A 17,435-nucleotide genomic window follows, 5' to 3' on the forward strand; every position below is an offset into this window, starting at 1 on the left:
GTCGGGATTTCAATGCAGAACAGGACCGGCCTCACAGGACCGGTCCCTGCCTGAGGATCAGGACGCGCTTGCGTTCCTGTCCTGGACGCGTCCACGGCGCACGGCATCAACTTCGATGCGGCCAGCCTGGAACAGACGCTGCATAACCGGAATCGACAGATTCGGGTCACATGCGCCACACATAAAGACGTCAACCGCAGCGTAATTCCGCTCTGGCCACGTGTGGATCGAGATGTGGCTCTCAGCAAGCACGATCACACCAGACACGCCACCATTCGGCGTGAAGTGATGGAAATGGCTGTGCAGGATCGTCGCACCAGCGGCAATCGCTGACTCGCACAGCGTCTCATCAATGCGTGCCGGATCATCAAGATTCCGGGCATCCCAGAAATCGATCAGCAGGTGATTGCCGGCATAGCGTTCGCCATCCCGTTCAATAAAGTAGTCCTTGCGCTCCTCTTCAACAGAGTGAGCATCGCTGTTCTGGATATCTCTCGGGAGTTCCGATACCATCCCCAGTTGAGCAAGTGCGTTCATCACGTACCCCCAAACCAGTAGACAGCCTGTTGGGCGAAATCGCCCCCTTGGGCCAAGAAGCGCGGTGTTAGAGCCCCCTCCCTGCGGATGCAAGGGTTTTCTGCCCTGATTCGTTAATATGTCATATTCCGGGAAGAAACAGGTTCTCGTTCGCGCTTCCAGACAATGCTCCCACAAAGTCTCTGACGCACCTCACAACTGGGATAGTAGCATAAAAAACCCGACAGATACCCCTGAAAACAGGTTTCGTCTTGGGATGCGCCAACACATCAGCGCCTTTGAGGCCAACAGTTCACAGAACAGTCGATTTTCCACCAGAAAAAACGATTCGTACTGTCCCGCGGCATAATGTTCACCGAAAAATACTCAGGCTTCACCCTCTCTGCCGCCCCCAAAAGGCACAAAAAAACACGCGTCCCAAAGCCGGAAATACTCCAGCCCCGAAACGCGTGTTTTTCCTGCCCTCAGCAGAAAACCGCTGAGGAGCCCCGATCCTTAAAGATCAGTTCTTGGCCTTGTCGACCAGCTTGCCCTTGGCAATCCACGGCATCATCGCACGCAGCTTCTCACCGGTCTTCTCGATCTGGTGAGCGTCATTGCGAGCGCGGATAGCCTTGAAGCCAACACCGCCGGACTGGTTCTCGAGGATGAAGTTACGAACAAACGTACCATCCTGAATGTCCGTCAGAACGCGCTTCATCTCAGCCTTCGTTTCCGGCGTGATGATGCGCGGACCCGTCACGTACTCACCATACTCCGCAGTGTTGGAGATGGAGTAGTTCATGTTGGAAATGCCACCCTCGTAGATCAGATCCACGATCAGCTTCATTTCGTGCAGGCACTCGAAGTAAGCCATTTCCGGGGCATAGCCACCTTCAACCAGCGTCTCGAAACCAGCGCGGATCAGGTCAACGACACCGCCACACAGAACAGCCTGCTCACCGAACAGATCGGTTTCGACTTCTTCCTTGAAAGTCGTCTCAATGATACCTGCACGGCCGCCACCGTTTGCGGAAGCGTAGGACAAAGCGATGTCCAGAGCCTTGCCAGAAGCATTCTGAGCCACAGCAACGAGAGACGGAACGCCACCGCCACGCTGGTATTCGGAACGAACCGTATGGCCCGGGCCCTTCGGTGCGATCAGGAACACGTCCAGATCCGGACGGGCTTCAATGATACGGAAGTGGATGGACAGGCCGTGCGCGAAGGCAAGAGCTGCACCCTGCTTCAGGTTCTTCTCAAGGCTTTCCTTGTACAGGGCGCCCTGGCCTTCATCCGGCGTCAGAACCATGACCACATCGGCCCACGCAGCAGCGTCTTCCGGGGACATGACCTTGAAACCAGCCTCTTCTGCCTTCTTGACGGCAGAGGACGTCGGACGCAGGCCGATGACAATGTCCGTCAGGCCGCTGTCACGCAGGTTGTTGGCATGAGCGTGACCCTGGCTGCCGTAGCCAATGATCGCGACTTTCTTGCTCTTGATCAGATTCAGATCGGCATCGCGATCGTAATACACCCGCATCAGACATGTTCCTCGTTAACGTGAAAGACAGAAGGGCCACGACCAATGGCCGCAATCCCCGTGCGCGAAACCTCAGCCAGGCCAAGGGGGCGCATCAACTCGATAAAAGCGTCGATCTTGGAGGGAGACCCCGTCAGCTCGAACACAAAACTGGTGGCCGTCGTATCAACCGGGCGGGCCCGGAAGGAATCCGCAATCCGCAGACCTTCCGTGCGGCTCTCACCGCGGGACACAACCTTCACCAGAGCCAGCTCACGGCCCACATACGGGCCTTCTTCCGTCAGATCACAGACGGCATGAACAGGAATCAGACGCTTCAGCTGCGCCTTGATCTGCTCAATAACCTGCGGCGTCCCCGACGTCAGAACCGTAATGCGTGACAGGCTATGCTCGGCATCCACCAGCGCCACCGTCAGGCTCTCAATATTGTAGCCACGGCCGGAAAACAGGCCCACCACACGGGCCAGCGCGCCACTCTCGTTCTCAATCAGAACCGAGATGACCGAATTCTGGATTGTCTCCGTCATCAGACCAACATCATCCCTTCTTCGGTCAGACCTGCGGCCGCGGAATCCTGATCCGGGCCAAGCAGCATCTGGTTATGGGCCGCCCCCGACGGAATCATCGGGTAGCAGTTTTCATTTTCCGCCACGCAGATATCCGCGATGACAGGGCCGTCATGCTCCAGCATGCGGCGGATGACATCATCCAGTTCACCCACGCAGGTCGCGCGCATCCCGGTCGCCTGGAACGCTTCCGCCAGCTTTACGAAGTCTGGCAACGCCTCGCTGTAAGACTGGGAATAGCGTGAACCATGCAGCAGTTCCTGCCACTGGCGCACCATGCCCATATACTGGTTGTTCAGGATGAAGATCTTCACCGGCAGACGATACTGCGCGATCGTCCCCAGTTCCTGAATGTTCATCAGGGTCGAGGCTTCACCCGCAATATCAATCACCAGCGCATCCGGATGCGCAACCTGCGCGCCCACAGCAGCCGGCAGACCATAGCCCATGGTGCCCAGACCACCCGACGTCAGCCAGCGGTTCGGCTTGGCAAACTGGAAGTGCTGGGCCGCCCACATCTGATGCTGCCCCACCTCAGTGGACACAAACGTGTCACGCCCCGTCTCCATCGCCATTTCATACAAACGACGAATGGCATGCTGCGGACGGATAACGGCAGACGGCGTCATATCCTGCGTGAAGCCAAAGCCATCCACGCTGCGCCAGGACGCAATCTGGTTCCACCACGTGCTCAGATCAGGTGCCGGCGTATCGTCCCATGCATCCAGCAGCGCCTGCAGCGTATCGCGAACATCCCCTTCCAGACGCACATCCACACGAATGATCTTGCCAATCTGGCTCGGATCAATATCCGCATGAACCTTGAACGAGTTCGGCGAAAACGCATCCACACGCCCCGTCACGCGGTCATCGAAACGCGCACCCAGAGCGATCAGCAGATCACAGCCATGCGTGGCCATGTTCGCTTCAACAGACCCGTGCATGCCCAGCATACCCAGGAACTGCGGATCAGGAGACGGAAACGCCCCCAGTCCCATCAGCGTAGACGTAACCGGGAAACCTGTCTTGCGCGCCAGACGACGCAGCAGCTCGGAGGCTTCCGGACCGGAATTGATGATGCCACCGCCCGTGTAGAACAGCGGACGCTTGGCTGTCTTCATGGCCTCGACCGTGCGGGCAATCGCCTCGGCATCCGGCCCACCCTGACGGCGGAAACGCTTCAGCCGCGACAGCGCCGGCGCCGTCAGCGGAGCCTGGCCAACCGTGATGTCCTTGGGCAGATCAACCAGCACAGGCCCCGGACGACCGGAACGCGCCACTTCGAAAGCTTCACGCACCGTTTGGGCTAGAGCACCCGGCGTCCGTACCAGATAGTTGTGCTTCGTGGCCGGGCGGGTAATGCCCGTCGTGTCCGCTTCCTGGAACGCATCATTGCCGATCAGCTTCGTCGGCACCTGACCGGTCAGACAGACCAGCGGGATCGAATCCATCAGCGCATCGACAAGGCCGGTCACGGCATTGGTCGCACCCGGGCCGGACGTCACCAGAACAACGCCAACTTTGCCCGTCGAACGCGCATAGGCCTCAGCCGCATGAACGGCAGCCTGCTCATGACGGACAAGAATGTGGCGGATACGGTCCTGCTTGAAAAGCGCATCGTAGATTGGAAGGACAGCGCCCCCCGGATAGCCAAAGACTACCTCTACGCCCTGTTCATCGAGAACGCGCAGAAGCACCTCCGCGCCATTCAGCGCTTCGTTGCCTGTTGTTGCGTCTCTTTCAGCAGCAGCCGTCACCGTATCCTCCTAAGGGGTATGAGGCGCGGGATTTAGGACAGGTTGGGGTGTGTCGTCAACTCGTCCAGATATAAAATTCTCTATTTTTTCGTATTCAGTTTTCGATTCTTGCGCGAAAGGGGCATATCTACGAAACGAAATCATCGCATCTACCTCCAGACCCAGCGGATGATGCCGAAACCAGGTCGCCTGACGGCGGGTATATCGCCCAATGGCCAAAACAGCCGCCTGCTGGGCAGCTTCAAGCGTCATCTCACCCTGCAGAACAGCCGCAAGTTCTGGAACCCCATGCGCACGCATGGCAGGCAGAACAGAATCCAATCCCCTCGCCACAAGACGACGCACTTCTTCCAGAGCGCCAGCCTCAAGCATCTGCTCGAAGCGCATATTCAGCGATTGCCGCAACACATCCCGCGGCGGATCCAGAAGAACAGATACAAACCGGCATGGCGCAGGCGGCAATCCCGGTTGGGCCCGCCACCACACCAGCCCGCGCCCCGTCCCGCGCCAGACCTCCCAGGCCCTCGAAATCCGCTGTGTGTCATTCGGCCGAAGTGTCTCAGCGGTTTTCGGGTCCACCTCGGCAAGCCGGGCGTGCAATGCCGCCGGGCCAATCTCTTCCGCCAGCGCCCGCGCTTCCTGCCGCGCCTCGTCGCCGGGATCGGGCACTTCCACCAGCCCATCCGTCAACGCCCGAAGATACATCCCCGTACCGCCACAAAGGATCGGCAAACGTCCTTCCGCCCACGCAGCCTCCATTTCCGCAAGAGCCTGAGACCGCCACCAGGCCACACTGCCCGGCGTTGCCGCATCCAGCACACCGTAAAGCCGGTGCGGAGCAGCCGCTTCGTCAGCCGCATCCGGCCGGGCCGTGAGGATGTGCAGATCACGATAAACCTGCATGGAATCAGCGTTGATCACCGTCCCCCGGAGAGTCCGGGCAAGGTCCAGAGCCAGAGCCGACTTGCCGGAGCACGTCGGGCCAGCCACAATGAGTGCTGTCTTCGGGGCGTTCATCCCCCTGTTCCTGCCACACGCGCTGGACCGTTACGAGAGCTTATGTCCCTTCCTTCCGTTCTGACCCTCATTGCTGACCGCAAGGCCGGCTCCCTCAAACCAGAAGCCATCGACGTCGCCCGGTCGCTGGTCAAAGGCAAGGCCCCCATCGTCCTGTCGGACGGGGAAGCTGTCGATATTCCATGCCCCACACCCGGCCCGGGCTCGCCAAGCGCCGCAACAATCCGCGCTACCCTTGCCCCTTACCAGACGGACGCCCTGCTGCTGAAAACCCGGGGCCGCCGCAAGGCCGTTCTGGTTGCAGACATGGACAGCACCATCGTCACAGGGGAAACGCTGGATGAAATGGCAGCCCTGCTCGGCATCGGGCAACAGGTCGCGGCCATTACCCGCGCCTCCATGAATGGGGAGATCGACTTCGAAACCTCCATCGAACAGCGCGTCGCCCTGCTCGCCGGCCATCCGGCATCTGTTCTTGAAGAAGTCTGGAAAACCGTCACCCTGACGGAAGGCGCCAGAGAACTCGTCTGCACCATGCGCAAGCACAATGCACGCACGGCACTCGTCTCAGGCGGATTTACGTGGTTCACCCAGAAGGTGGCTGAACTCTGCGGCTTTGACGAGAACTACGGCAACAGCCTTGAAATCGTGGATGGGAAAATGACCGGGCGTCTCGATGCCCCGGTTCTGGGCCCAGACGCCAAACTGAGCCATCTTGAAGACCTGACTGCCGAACGCGGCGTTCAACTCAAGGCCGCGCTAACAACAGGCGACGGTGCAAACGACATCCCGATGCTGGCCAATGCGGGCCTAGGCCTCGCCTTCCACGCCAAGCCAAACGTGAAAAAGATCATCGGCACGCAGATCAATTTCGCCAATCTGCGTGCCCACCTGTTTGCTCAGGGCTACAAGGCAGCCGATTTCGTCACCGACTGAACCTTTAACGCTGCCCGTCAGGCACCCGCCTTAATACCCCCAGGTATAAGGCGGGACGCCTCCATTATAGCCACCATAGCCATTATAACCCGGGGCACCGTAGTATCCCTGCGGCACAGCATATCCACCAGCAGGGGCACATCCCTGAGGATAATAGCACCCGCTGCTCGCAGTTCCGATCGCCATACCCGCCGCCACGCCGAGTGCTGCTGCGCCAAGGCCCCAACCGCCCCAGCCCCAGCCGCCGCCCCAACCGGGCACACCCCAGCCATAACCGTACCAGCCGGGACCACCCCAGCCGTTCCAGCCACCCCAGCCGGGGCTACCCCAACCAATGAAGCGTGGGCCACCCCAGCCACCGCCCCAGTTGCCATACCCTGGACGAAAACCCCAACCAGGGCCGCCGCCATAGCCGCCACGATACCCACCGTAACCGCCGGGTCCGCCTCGAAAGCCGCCACCGCCGCCGCCCGGGCCACCACGAAAACCACCACCACCGAATCCACCACCAGGCCCACCACGGAAGCCACCGCCACCGCCGCCAGGTCCACCGCCATGGCCTCCACCGCCACCCGGTCCGCCACCATGCTGGGCAAGAGCCGTAAGCGGCGAGGCTCCGACCAAGGCAGCCATCAACAGCGCTCCGGCGGACTTCTTCGTGATGTTCATGGCCTGTCTCCTTGGAAAGAGCCGTGTTCGGTTTTTAATATCGGTAACAGCGTGTTCTCTGAAAAGGGCCGTTTCAGGGCATGAAACAAGTCGTTTCACGTGAAACATTTCCGTCACCGACGGCGACCGCGTCGCGCACCAATATGCCCCCCCAGACGTTGCAACGCGTCCCGAAGTTCATCGTCTTCAATTTCCGGAACATCAATCTGAACAGGTCTGGGCCAAGCTGGGCGAGGCCGTTCAAATGCCGTCATATCCTGCACGATTTTCAGACGGAGAATCAGATATTCTCCTCGCAGGCCACAGGCCGTATTGATTCGTTCAATAATCTGAGGCGCCAGATGCTGAAGCTCCATGGCGACAGGTCCTGAACAGGCCAATGTCAGTGTTCCTGCCGACATACGGCGCGGCTCTGTCACCTTTGACAGTCGTGGGCCGATAAAATCTTCCCAGTCCATGGAAAGCCGCACCAGAAGCGGCGACTTCTTCCTGAAAGCCGGCTTGGTAATTCCCGGAACCAGCGCCCCAATCTGCCTGGCACCCCCTCGCTTGGGGGTCCATGCCGGTTTCTGCCCCTGCTGAGGGTCAATTCCACCCGCCCGACCACGAAGGTTCTTGTCCGGACCTTGATCCTTCTTCATATCCCTCTCCGTGACTCCTAACGCTTCCGACCTGCTTCGCTGGTACGATACTCATCGCCGCACCCTCCCATGGCGCAGCCTCCCCGGCCATCGCCCGGATCCGTACGCCGTCTGGCTAAGCGAGATCATGCTGCAACAGACAACCGTGAAAGCTGTCATAGCGTATTACGAACGCTTTCTCACGCATTACCCCACCGTGCAGGATCTTGCCGCCGCCCCGCAAGAGGACGTCCTGCACCTTTGGGCTGGTCTCGGCTATTACGCCCGCGCCAGAAATCTGCATGCCTGCGCAAAACGTGTCGCAGACCTCGGTCAGTTCCCCGATACCGTGGAAGAACTTCTAAAACTCCCGGGAATCGGCGCCTACACAGCCCGCGCTATCGCCTCGATCGCATTCGGTGTTCCTGTCGTGCCGGTCGATGGCAATGTCGAGCGCGTCACGTCCCGTCTGTTCGCCATCGAAGACTCCCTGCCTGCATCACGCCCCCTCCTGGCCCGACAGGCTGCGCTACTCAATCATCCGAAAGCAGCACAGAAACGCCCCTCAGACTTCGCCCAGGCCCTGTTCGATCTCGGTGCAACGATCTGTACGCCCCGCAACCCGTCCTGCCTCACCTGCCCCTGGCGAGCGGCCTGTCAGGGTCACGCCAAGGGAATTGCCTCTACCCTTCCTCGCAAAGCCCCTAAACAGGCCCGACCCACCCGTTATGGCGCCCATTTCGTCCTTCAGGATGAAACAGGTCACATCCTGATGAGAAAACGGCCTGAAAAAGGGCTGCTCGGCGGCATGGATGAATTCCCCGGCACGGCATGGCAAAGCACTCCATGGACCGAGAAGGAAGCGATCGCATCCGCTCCATTCCTCGGCCCCTGGAAAGCATGCGGAGAGGTCACGCATGTCTTTACCCATTTCACACTTCGGCTCATGATTTACACCGCGACCCTTCCTGCAGGTCATAATGCGGGGATCGATCCGTCCTTCGGCACGTTCAGATCCACGGAGCGCGCCGCCCTGCCAGGCGTCATGAAGAAATGTCTGGCCCTTGCAGTTGCTGATTTGGAGACACGATGAGCGAAACCCCTTCCCTGACCCGCGTGTGGTTCATGGACTGGCACGGCCGGGTTCTCAGCCATGATCCGATCCGGGACGATTTCTCACCCGCCCCCTTCCAGCCCGGTATTTATCCAGGCCTGTCCGCACTGGTTGCTTTCCCACTGACATTTCCTTGCGAGGTGACGCTGGAAAAGAGAGTCTCCATGCCACGCCTGCTGCCCGAACTCGAAATGCAGGAAACTCCTCAGGGATTTGTCTGTCTCGTCACCAAAAAATACAACACCTACCTGATCAGTGCCCCCGGTCGTGGAGGAATTCTGACCAATTCAACCAATTTGGGCGAATGGGAACAGCTCCTGATCATGCAACAGGACTTCATGCGGGGCCTGTCAACCCTGATGGTTCCGGACAAAGCCACACTGATTGACACTCAAAACGACCAACCACTCTCGCCGCTTCAGTTGAATTCCGGCTTTGTGGGAGAAGTAAATGGCAAACGCCTATCCCTCAAAAGAAACCTGCAAGCTATTGAACACCTCGGCCGAATTCCCGCAGGCCAGACAGCTGACCTCACATTCCATGAAGAAAACGAAAAGTCCCCCATGACTGTCCGCATTCAACGCCCTGGCTGACAAGATACGACGCAGATGTCACGATTTGCGTGAGATAATTCAAAAACCGAACCCCTATCGCCTGAGACTGCGTTGTTTTCCCTGAAATCTCTGAGGGAAAGCAGTCGCAATGTCTCACGATACCCCACCCGGCGTTACCAATCTCACCCCCTCCATTCTGGATACGGGAACCGTCAAAAACGGTCAGATCAGCTTTGGAAACTGGCGTGGGGACGCCGATGTCCCGGAAAACCAGCCCCCGCAGGCTCTCCCCCCTTCAGAACGGGTAGGTTTCGCCGTCATGGGCCTCGGCCGACTAACACTCGGGGAAATCCTGCCCGCTTTCTCAAGCTGCCACCTCGCAAAACCTGTCGCCCTGATCTCAGGCCGCCTGAAAAAAGCGCGCTTGACAGCCCAAGGCTATGGCATTGGGGAAGACGCCCTTTTCACCTACGACGACATCCAGCGCCTCGCCGACCGACCAGATATTCAGGCCGTGTACGTCGTCACGCCCAACGCCCTGCACGCAGAACAGGTCGAAACACTCGCAGCAGCCGGCAAGCACATCCTATGTGAAAAACCCATGGCCAAATCCAGCGCAGAGGCCCAGCGCATGATCGCCGCCTGCCAGAAGGCCGGCGTAAAACTCATGATCGCCTATCGCTGCCATTACGAGCCCTTCAATCAGGCCGTCCGCCACCTTGTCCAGAGCGGAGAACTAGGCCGCCCAAAACTCGTGGAAGCCATAAACACACAGGTCCAAGGCAGTGCAGACCAATGGCGTCTCAAACTGGAACTCGCCGGTGGAGGCGCATTGCCGGACATCGGATTATATTGCCTGAACGGCACCCGCGCCGTCCTGGGAGAAGAGCCGGAAAGCCTTTTCGCCCAGATGATCAGCCCGCCCAACGATCCACGCTACAAGGACCTGGACGAAACCTTCTCGTTCATGCTCCGCTTCCCATCAGGCGTAATTGCCAACTGTGCGACCAGCTACGGCGCCTATGAAACCAAGGACCTCCGCATTCAGCTCGAAAAGGGCTGGATCACCTTGGAGAACGCCTTTTCATATACCGGACATCGCCTGCGGATCGGTCAACGACAGGGAAACCATAAGACAGTCAACGAATGGCGCCTTCCAGCCGAAAACCAGTTTGCTCTGGAAATCGACCATTTCGCACACTGCATCCTGAACGATCTGACCCCCCGTACCCCTGGCGAAGAAGGACTGCGTGACCAGAAACTTATGGAAGCCCTCTATGACTCCGCAAGAACAGGCAGAATGATCCACCTGGCGACAGAGTGATGAAAATCCTGTTCTTCCTGCTTGCGATCGTGGCTGGACTTGGCAACCCTCTCCAGTCAGCCGCCAATGCCGGACTGAACAAGTCCCTCGGCCCGGGACTGACAGTTCTGACCGTCTATGGTGTGGCGCTGGCGGCCCTGATATGCGCCCTGCCATTCCTCGGGATTGGCCAGTCTTCCGACCCTTTCATGGAGCGTATCTCACACGTTCCATGGTGGGCCTGGGCTGGTGGTCTCTTCAATTTCGCCTTTGTCCTCGCCGGCTCTCTGGCCGCACGGGAAATCGGTTCAGCAATGTTCACTGTAACGGTCGCCAGTTGCGCCGTTGTCCTCTCTGTCATCCTGGATCATTTCGGACTGCTCGGACTGGAACCACACGCAGCCTCAGTCCCCCGACTCATCGGTGCAGCCATGGCAATCGGAGGGATCTGTTTGGTCAGCCTGTTCTAAGTAAGCTGACCCAGACACCCCCGCCTCACGTCTCCTGCGTCGTCGGCGCAGAAGAAGACGGCCCCCTCATGATCCGCGTAACAGCCTGCCGCACACCAGCTTCCCATTCAGGATCTGCCTGCCGGAACAGAGCAAACTGCCGCTCCATGATCTCTGCCGGAACGCCCGTCATGGCCCCCGCGATATTATCGAAGAACCGCTCCCGCTGACCGGAATCAAACATACGGAACAACGCCCGGGGCTGTGCAAAATCATCGCCATCATGGCGGTGCTCATAGTACCCCGCATCCCCATTGATCCGCAGAGGCGGCTCCATGGCAGCCGTATCTTCAACCGGCCCACCAAACGAATTCGGCTCATAATATCCGCCGTCCCCCGGGTCAGGAGCATCAAATCGCATGGGACCATCCATGTGATAGTTTTTCACGGCAATCTGCGGACGATTAACAGGCAGCGATTCATAATGCGTGCCCACCCGGTAACGATGCGCATCCGCATAGGCGAACAGACGTCCCTGCAAGAGCCTGTCAGGGGAGAAGCCAATGCCCGGCACGATATTGGATGGTGAAAAAGACGCCTGCTCAATCTCTGCAAAATAATTCACGGCATTCCGGTTCAGTTCCATAACGCCCACCTCCTGCAAAGGATAATCCGCATGAGGCCAAACCTTCGTCACATCGAACGGATTGAAGCTAACACGCTCCGCCTTAGCCTCTTCCATCACCTGAATGAACACCGTCCATTTCGGAAAATCGCCACCCTCAATGGCCTCGTAAAGATCAGCCTGCGCACTTTCACGATCCTGCCCGATGACAGCGTTCGCTTCATCATTCGTCCAGAAACGGTGCCCCTGCTGGGTTTTGAAGTGGAACTTCACCCAGAAACGCTCACCCTGCGCATTCCAGAGCGAAAACGTGTGACTGCCATACCCATTCATGAACCTGTAGCCCTGCGGCAACCCACGATCGGAAAACAGGATCGCTACCTGATGCAGACTTTCCGGACTCAGAGACCAGAAATCCCACATCGCTGTCGCTGACCGGCGGTTCGTACGCGGATGCCTCTTCTGGGTATGAATGAAGTCAGGGAATTTCATCGGATCACGGACAAAGAAAACGGGCGTGTTGTTCCCAACCAGATCCCAGTTTCCCTCATCGGTATAGAATTTCAGGGCAAAACCCCGAACATCCCGCTCGGCATCCGCCGCACCGCGCTCACCCGCGACAGTGGAAAAACGCGCCAGCATGTCCGTCGTCTTGCCGATCTCAGAAAAAATGGACGCCCTGCTGAAACGGGAAATATCGTGCGTGACCATGAACGTTCCGAACGCGCCCGAACCCTTGGCGTGCACAGTCCGCTCAGGAATACGCTCCCGGTTCTGATGCGCCAGCTTTTCAAGCAGCTGATAATTTTCCAGCAGCAACGGCCCACGCGGACCAGCCGTCTTGCTATCCTGATTACTGACCCAAGGGGCGCCTGCGGTGGTGCGAATGATGGTCCGGTCGGCCATAGCCTGATCTCCTGTCTTAACAAGCAGAACCAGTTAGCCGACGCATATATAAAAGGTTAAACCGATTTATTTTCTATCTCTATTCGGTTTTTCCTTTTAACCTGCTTTCAAGTTTCCGTAAGTGTTTGATCCATTTCCTGCACAGCCATTTGTTTTCCCCTACGCTCCCCCAAGATCACAGGCCTCATGGCCGCCCATGAAACCCCAAGGCCTCACAGCGGTTAGGAAACTGATATGTTGAAAATTCTTGGCTCCCTCTCCCTTCCTGCCACCCTGCTGTCCGCAGTCGTTGGCCTCTCCGGCTGTGTTGCCGACAACACCAGCCCCCAGGGAAAGCAGCTCGTCTCCGCTGGCTTCGTCAGACACCCCGCCAACTCCGCCTCCCGCCGGGCAGAGCTGCAACTCATGCCGCAACACGTCTTCCTGACACGCACCACACCGGAAGGCCTGCGCTACATTTACGCAGATCGTGACCTGTGTGACTGTGCATTTGTCGGTACACCGGAAGCCTTTGAAAAATACGCCGCCCAACAGCCCCATGGCGTGTCCACAACGCAGGCTCCAAGCTCAGACATGCGTTCGACCACAGATCCCAACACAACATCGTCCGCTCTTGGGCAAACGCCAGCAACCTCCAGCGGACCAGCCAAAACGCACCCATGATCGGTCTCCCGATCCCCTGGCATCCGGATGCGATGGCTTCTGCCATCCTTCCCTCTGGCACGGGTAGTCTTAGTCTTCTGCATGCACGAAAACAGGATTACTCGTGGGAAACTTCAAAATCCTCTGCGTTCCCAACGAAAATACGGGTCTGATAATAAGACGGCCCTGTCAGATTTCCCGCACTGTCTTTCGAGACAACCCGCCCCCTTCTGGCAAGGCCGCTCACCTGGATTTCGCGATTGAGGAAATATTGCTGAACCGTCTGGTTCTTACCCTGCAAAATGTCTCTCACCGTATCGCCGCGAACCATCACTATAAGGATGTGGGGAGCCCGATAATTCGGATCTGACATCAGGAACAACGTGTCATTATACCACCCCACACGCCTTACGGTTATTCTGAACTTACCCACCACCCCCGAAGGGTCGTTATTCAGCGCCGTAAAGACTGTCTCAGGCGTATAAGCTCCAGACCCGCAGGCCGTCAGGGCAAATGTCAGAAAAGAAAGAGCGAAAAGTGTCTGAAATGCACGCATGAGTATTCAGGCCTTGAAACGGATTACAGCCCCGGGAAGCCTCTCGGGACTATATTTTCCGTCAAAATGGCCATGGATTACCTTGCCCGACAACCGTGGAACGTCCGCCGGCCGCGATAAAATCCCTCAGAGAAGCCGCGCCAGCTTCATGAACAGAAACGTCACGGCCATGAACACGAAGCACACAAACCCCGCTTCGATTGTTCCCCACGCCCCTTGCGCCAGGAACATGCCGCCTGTGTTCATGCCAAAGAATCCCGTTACGAACGTCGCCGGGAGCATCAACGTCGTTCCCACGGAAACGATATACAGTCGACGGTTGGTTTCTTCCGCCTGATTGGACCCCAACTCGTCCTGCAGGGAGCGCGCCCGATCCTGCAACGCGATCAGATCGTCCAGAGCGGCATGAACCTGCCGCTCCGCCCGGTCGCGCAGTTCGTCTTCCGCCCATTCGGGAAGATCCAGATCTTCGTCCTTCAGAACGCGGTCGATTGGCGTAACAACACGTCGGAGTTCGGTCGCCCGACGACGCACCTTACCAACGATACCACCCAGATGACCCAGATCAGACCGATGCTCAATCAGCAGAAGAACATCCTCCGCCCGATCAAGATCATCATCCAGCTGACCCAGTTGCCGACGCACGGTTCCGGTAAATTCACGCAGTGCCCTATCGACAATCCCTGCTGGCGTCGGCGGAATGTGATCCGCCCGAAGAGACCGATAAGCAGCCCCCAGAACAGGAATAGGGTTCCGCCGCGTCGTGATCAGAAGATCAGGCCGCATGGCAAACCGCCACGCACAGATTTCCCGGTCGTCCTCCGCAAGCGCATCATCAAAGGCTGGAAGCGCACCCCAGATCAGATCATCAACTGCTTCCAGAGCAATGCCATATTCGGTTTCTGCCAGCATGGCCCGCACGTCTTCCGGCAGATCCGGCAGATGGGCGACAAAGGATCGGGCAGAACTGTGAACCGTATCGAAATGAAGCCAGAACCACCCCTCAGCCGACAGTCTGCGACCCGGAGTCAGCAGCTCTTCGACTTCATCCGCCCCGAGAGACCGCAGGTCCTGACCCGGTACGGCCTGCACAGCCCAGACCAGACCATTGGCAAACGCAGGTTTTCCCGTTTCCTGAAAAGCCGGATCAAGCACCGTGAAAGGAAAGTTGTATGTGGGGTTCTCTGACACGGCATCCTCCTGTTCTTCAGGGGGTATTCTGGACCTGCGCCGGTTTCGAACAACGCGACAGAAGGCGATCTGCCGTTCTCTGACATGCCCGGGCAACAGACGCAATATGCTGCATCGGGGCAACTGTTACGCTGGCCGGGAGTTATCAGATTATTCCCGGAAGAGCCAGCTCTTCCCTTTGAAGAGGAAAGATTAAGACATGACCCTTCGCCTGAAAGCCTCCCTGCTTGCAGCCGCAGTTCTGGTGGCCTCCCCCGTCGTCTCGTCCGCCGCTTTCGCACAAGCCATCAGCAGCCCGAGCAACGATCAGCCTCAAACATCCACGACCGCGACGCAGAAAGCCCAGAATTCCACCATTGATCAGCCGGCCAACCACCTGCCAACAAACCCCCGCACCATTACGGAACAGCCTGACCAGCCAGCTCCGCAGGCCCCTCACGCAATGTCAGACACCACGAAGCAGGGCAAGACAGAGTACAAGCGCCATCTGAAGCGGACGCAACAGCCTCACCTGACGGTCAAGACCAAGACCGATACCGCACAGCCGAACTGACACAGACCAGATGCGACGGAGCCACACTTTGCGTGGCTCCGCCAAGCCTCTATACCTGCTGCCATCCAAGACGGGCAGTAAGGGCCAATCATGACCACGCAGGACTACAAGGTACACGACATTTCCCTCGCAGACTGGGGCCGCAAGGAAATCTCCATCGCTGAAGGCGAAATGCCCGGCCTGATGGCACTCCGCGAAGAATACAAGGACACCCAGCCGCTCAAGGGTGCCCGTATCGCTGGCTGCCTCCACATGACCATCCAGACCGCCGTGCTGATCGAGACGCTGACGGCTCTTGGCGCAACGGTCCGCTGGTCGTCCTGCAACATCTTCTCCACGCAGGATCACGCAGCAGCAGCCATCGCTGCGGCTGGTATTCCCGTCTTCGCCTGGAAGGGCCTGACGGAAGAAGAATTCAACTGGTGCATCGAGCAGACCATCACGGGTCCGGACGGCTGGACGCCGAACATGATCCTTGATGACGGCGGCGACCTCACGGTCATGATGCACGACCAGTTCCCGGAACTCCTGAAGGACGTCCGCGGCCTGTCCGAAGAAACGACGACGGGTGTCCATCGTCTCTGGCAGATGGCCAAGGCTGGCACGCTGAAGGTTCCGGCCATCAACGTGAACGACAGCGTCACGAAGTCCAAGTTCGACAACCTGTATGGCTGCCGTGAGAGCCTGGTGGACGCCATCCGCCGTGGCACAGACGTCATGATGGCCGGTAAGGTTGCCGTGGTTGCCGGTTATGGCGACGTGGGCAAGGGTTCCGCCGCATCCCTGCGCAACGCAGGCTGCCGCGTTCTCGTGACCGAAGTCGACCCGATCTGCGCCCTGCAGGCCGCCATGGAAGGCTATGAAGTCGTCACCATGGAAAACGCAGCTCCGCGCGGCGACATTTTCGTCACCTGCACGGGCAATGTGGACATCATCACGATCGACCACATGCGCGAAATGAAAGACCGTGCGATCGTCTGCAACATCGGTCACTTCGACAGCGAAATCCAGGTTGAAGCCCTGCGCAACTATCGCTGGAACAACATCAAGCCGCAGGTTGACGAAGTCGAGCTGGCCGAAGGCCGCCGCATCATCCTGCTTTCCGAAGGCCGCCTCGTGAACCTTGGCAACGCCACGGGTCACCCGTCCTTCGTGATGTCCGCTTCCTTCACCAACCAGACGCTGGCCCAGATCGAACTCTGGACCGCCAAGCCGGGCCAGTACGAGGTGAAGGTTTACACCCTGCCAAAGGCTCTGGACGAAAAGGTCGCTGCCCTGCATCTCGCAAAGGTCGGCGCCGAACTCTCCAAGATGTCCACGAAGCAGGCTGACTACATTGGCGTTCCGGTTGCCGGTCCGTTCAAGCACGAAGAATATCGTTACTGAGCGGAACAGGTGACACGGGGTAGGCGTTGTCTACCCCGACACCATTTTTCAAACCGTCAGGAGTATTTCCTATGGGTCTTTTCAGCACGATCATGTCCAAGATTTTCGGGCATGCAGAAGCAGCCACGCCAACGTCCGGCACGGCTGATGCACAGGCTTCCGCTGGCGCTCCGGCTGCTGCGGCACCTGCCACCCCAGCCGCACCAGTGGACGTGGATGCCGTTCTTTCCGATCTGGCATCCAAGGCTGGCCAGCCGCTGAACTACAAGACCTCGATTGTGGATCTTCTGAAGCTGCTCGGTCTCGACAGCTCCCTGGAAGCGCGCAAGCAGCTTGCAGGCGAACTGCATTACACGGGCAGCACGGACGACTCAGCAACGATGAACGTCTGGCTCATCAAGCAGGTCTATGCCGAGCTGGCCAAGAACGGTGGCAAGGTTCCTGAAGGCTGGGCTCACTAAGCCTTTCTTCAGTACAGCTACGAAAAAGCCCGGATGTTTTTCATCCGGGCTTTTTTTGTTTTCCCAAGATA

19 protein-coding genes are annotated in these 17,435 nt (G+C 58.4%); 9 read left to right on the forward strand and 10 right to left on the reverse strand.

What is annotated here, in order from left to right; all coding sequences use genetic code 11:
- Positions 1-57: 57 nt before the first annotated feature.
- From speD to miaA, 5 genes are all read right to left on the reverse strand, one after another.
- Complete coding sequence (gene speD, locus GFR01_RS05800) at positions 58-537, reverse strand: adenosylmethionine decarboxylase (protein WP_010504462.1); 480 nt, start codon at positions 535-537, stop codon at positions 58-60.
- 502 nt (positions 538-1,039) lie between these two features.
- Complete coding sequence (ilvC, locus tag GFR01_RS05805) at positions 1,040-2,059, reverse strand: ketol-acid reductoisomerase (protein ID WP_007283006.1); 1,020 nt, start codon at positions 2,057-2,059, stop codon at positions 1,040-1,042.
- The gene (gene ilvN, locus GFR01_RS05810) at positions 2,059-2,586 is read right to left on the reverse strand and encodes an acetolactate synthase small subunit (RefSeq protein WP_099181680.1); all 528 of its coding nucleotides are present in this window, start codon (positions 2,584-2,586) and stop codon (positions 2,059-2,061) included. The genes ilvC and ilvN overlap by 1 nt, the downstream gene beginning before the upstream one ends.
- Positions 2,586-4,382 carry a biosynthetic-type acetolactate synthase large subunit gene (ilvB, locus tag GFR01_RS05815; RefSeq protein WP_099181681.1) on the reverse strand — a complete coding sequence of 599 codons (1,797 nt, stop codon included), beginning with the start codon at positions 4,380-4,382 and terminating at the stop codon, positions 2,586-2,588. Before ilvB ends, ilvN begins: the two co-directional genes overlap by 1 nt.
- 9 nt (positions 4,383-4,391) lie before the next feature.
- Positions 4,392-5,399 carry a tRNA (adenosine(37)-N6)-dimethylallyltransferase MiaA gene (gene miaA / locus GFR01_RS05820; RefSeq protein ID WP_099181682.1) on the reverse strand — a complete coding sequence of 336 codons (1,008 nt, stop codon included), beginning with the start codon at positions 5,397-5,399 and terminating at the stop codon, positions 4,392-4,394.
- A 42-nt stretch (positions 5,400-5,441) separates the two neighbouring features.
- Here miaA and serB point away from each other — a divergent pair, with 42 nt between their 5' ends.
- Positions 5,442-6,335: a phosphoserine phosphatase SerB gene (gene serB, locus GFR01_RS05825; protein ID WP_099181683.1), complete on the forward strand. Its 894-nt coding sequence runs from the start codon at positions 5,442-5,444 to the stop codon at positions 6,333-6,335.
- 30 nt (positions 6,336-6,365) lie between these two features.
- Here serB and GFR01_RS15700 read toward each other — a convergent pair whose 3' ends face one another.
- Both GFR01_RS15700 and GFR01_RS05835 read right to left on the reverse strand, forming a co-directional pair.
- Positions 6,366-7,004 (reverse strand): hypothetical protein, encoded by a 639-nt coding sequence (locus tag GFR01_RS15700; RefSeq protein ID WP_167384220.1) that lies wholly within the window; start codon positions 7,002-7,004, stop codon positions 6,366-6,368.
- A 113-nt stretch (positions 7,005-7,117) separates the two neighbouring features.
- Complete coding sequence (locus GFR01_RS05835; RefSeq protein WP_099181684.1) at positions 7,118-7,645, reverse strand: DUF721 domain-containing protein; 528 nt, start codon at positions 7,643-7,645, stop codon at positions 7,118-7,120.
- A gap of 10 nt (positions 7,646-7,655) precedes the next feature.
- Between GFR01_RS05835 and mutY the strand changes: the two genes are divergently transcribed.
- The 4 genes from mutY to GFR01_RS05855 all read left to right on the forward strand — a co-directional run bounded on the left by mutY (position 7,656) and on the right by GFR01_RS05855 (position 11,065).
- Positions 7,656-8,717, forward strand: a complete 1,062-nt coding sequence (mutY, locus tag GFR01_RS05840) for an A/G-specific adenine glycosylase (protein ID WP_099181685.1) — start codon at positions 7,656-7,658, stop codon at positions 8,715-8,717.
- Positions 8,714-9,331, forward strand: coding sequence for a hypothetical protein (locus tag GFR01_RS05845; RefSeq protein ID WP_099181686.1), 618 nt, complete (start codon positions 8,714-8,716; stop codon positions 9,329-9,331). The genes mutY and GFR01_RS05845 overlap by 4 nt, the downstream gene beginning before the upstream one ends.
- 109 nt (positions 9,332-9,440) lie before the next feature.
- Positions 9,441-10,616, forward strand: coding sequence for a Gfo/Idh/MocA family protein (locus tag GFR01_RS05850; protein WP_099181687.1), 1,176 nt, complete (start codon positions 9,441-9,443; stop codon positions 10,614-10,616).
- Positions 10,616-11,065 carry a DMT family transporter gene (locus GFR01_RS05855; protein ID WP_099181688.1) on the forward strand — a complete coding sequence of 150 codons (450 nt, stop codon included), beginning with the start codon at positions 10,616-10,618 and terminating at the stop codon, positions 11,063-11,065. The genes GFR01_RS05850 and GFR01_RS05855 overlap by 1 nt, the downstream gene beginning before the upstream one ends.
- Positions 11,066-11,090: 25 nt before the next feature.
- Here GFR01_RS05855 and GFR01_RS05860 read toward each other — a convergent pair whose 3' ends face one another.
- Complete coding sequence (locus tag GFR01_RS05860; protein WP_099181689.1) at positions 11,091-12,575, reverse strand: catalase; 1,485 nt, start codon at positions 12,573-12,575, stop codon at positions 11,091-11,093.
- A gap of 234 nt (positions 12,576-12,809) precedes the next feature.
- On the opposite strand from GFR01_RS05860, the gene GFR01_RS05865 reads away from it, so the two are divergent.
- Positions 12,810-13,238, forward strand: coding sequence for a hypothetical protein (locus tag GFR01_RS05865; protein ID WP_099181690.1), 429 nt, complete (start codon positions 12,810-12,812; stop codon positions 13,236-13,238).
- A 97-nt stretch (positions 13,239-13,335) separates the two neighbouring features.
- Here the strand turns inward: GFR01_RS05865 and GFR01_RS15925 are convergent, their stop codons facing one another.
- Complete coding sequence (locus GFR01_RS15925; RefSeq protein ID WP_244902185.1) at positions 13,336-13,773, reverse strand: hypothetical protein; 438 nt, start codon at positions 13,771-13,773, stop codon at positions 13,336-13,338.
- A 126-nt stretch (positions 13,774-13,899) separates the two neighbouring features.
- Positions 13,900-14,964, reverse strand: coding sequence for a transporter (locus tag GFR01_RS05875; RefSeq protein ID WP_099181691.1), 1,065 nt, complete (start codon positions 14,962-14,964; stop codon positions 13,900-13,902).
- A 199-nt stretch (positions 14,965-15,163) separates the two neighbouring features.
- Between GFR01_RS05875 and GFR01_RS05880 the strand changes: the two genes are divergently transcribed.
- From GFR01_RS05880 to GFR01_RS05890, 3 genes are all read left to right on the forward strand, one after another.
- The gene (locus GFR01_RS05880) at positions 15,164-15,517 is read left to right on the forward strand and encodes a hypothetical protein (RefSeq protein ID WP_099181692.1); all 354 of its coding nucleotides are present in this window, start codon (positions 15,164-15,166) and stop codon (positions 15,515-15,517) included.
- Positions 15,518-15,607: 90 nt separating this feature from the next.
- The gene (gene ahcY, locus GFR01_RS05885) at positions 15,608-16,903 is read left to right on the forward strand and encodes an adenosylhomocysteinase (protein ID WP_010504430.1); all 1,296 of its coding nucleotides are present in this window, start codon (positions 15,608-15,610) and stop codon (positions 16,901-16,903) included.
- A 71-nt stretch (positions 16,904-16,974) separates the two neighbouring features.
- Complete coding sequence (locus GFR01_RS05890; RefSeq protein ID WP_007282989.1) at positions 16,975-17,364, forward strand: DUF3597 domain-containing protein; 390 nt, start codon at positions 16,975-16,977, stop codon at positions 17,362-17,364.
- Positions 17,365-17,435 lie beyond the last annotated feature (71 nt).

Source organism: Gluconobacter frateurii (assembly GCF_002723955.1).
Lineage (GTDB): Bacteria > Pseudomonadota > Alphaproteobacteria > Acetobacterales > Acetobacteraceae > Gluconobacter > Gluconobacter frateurii.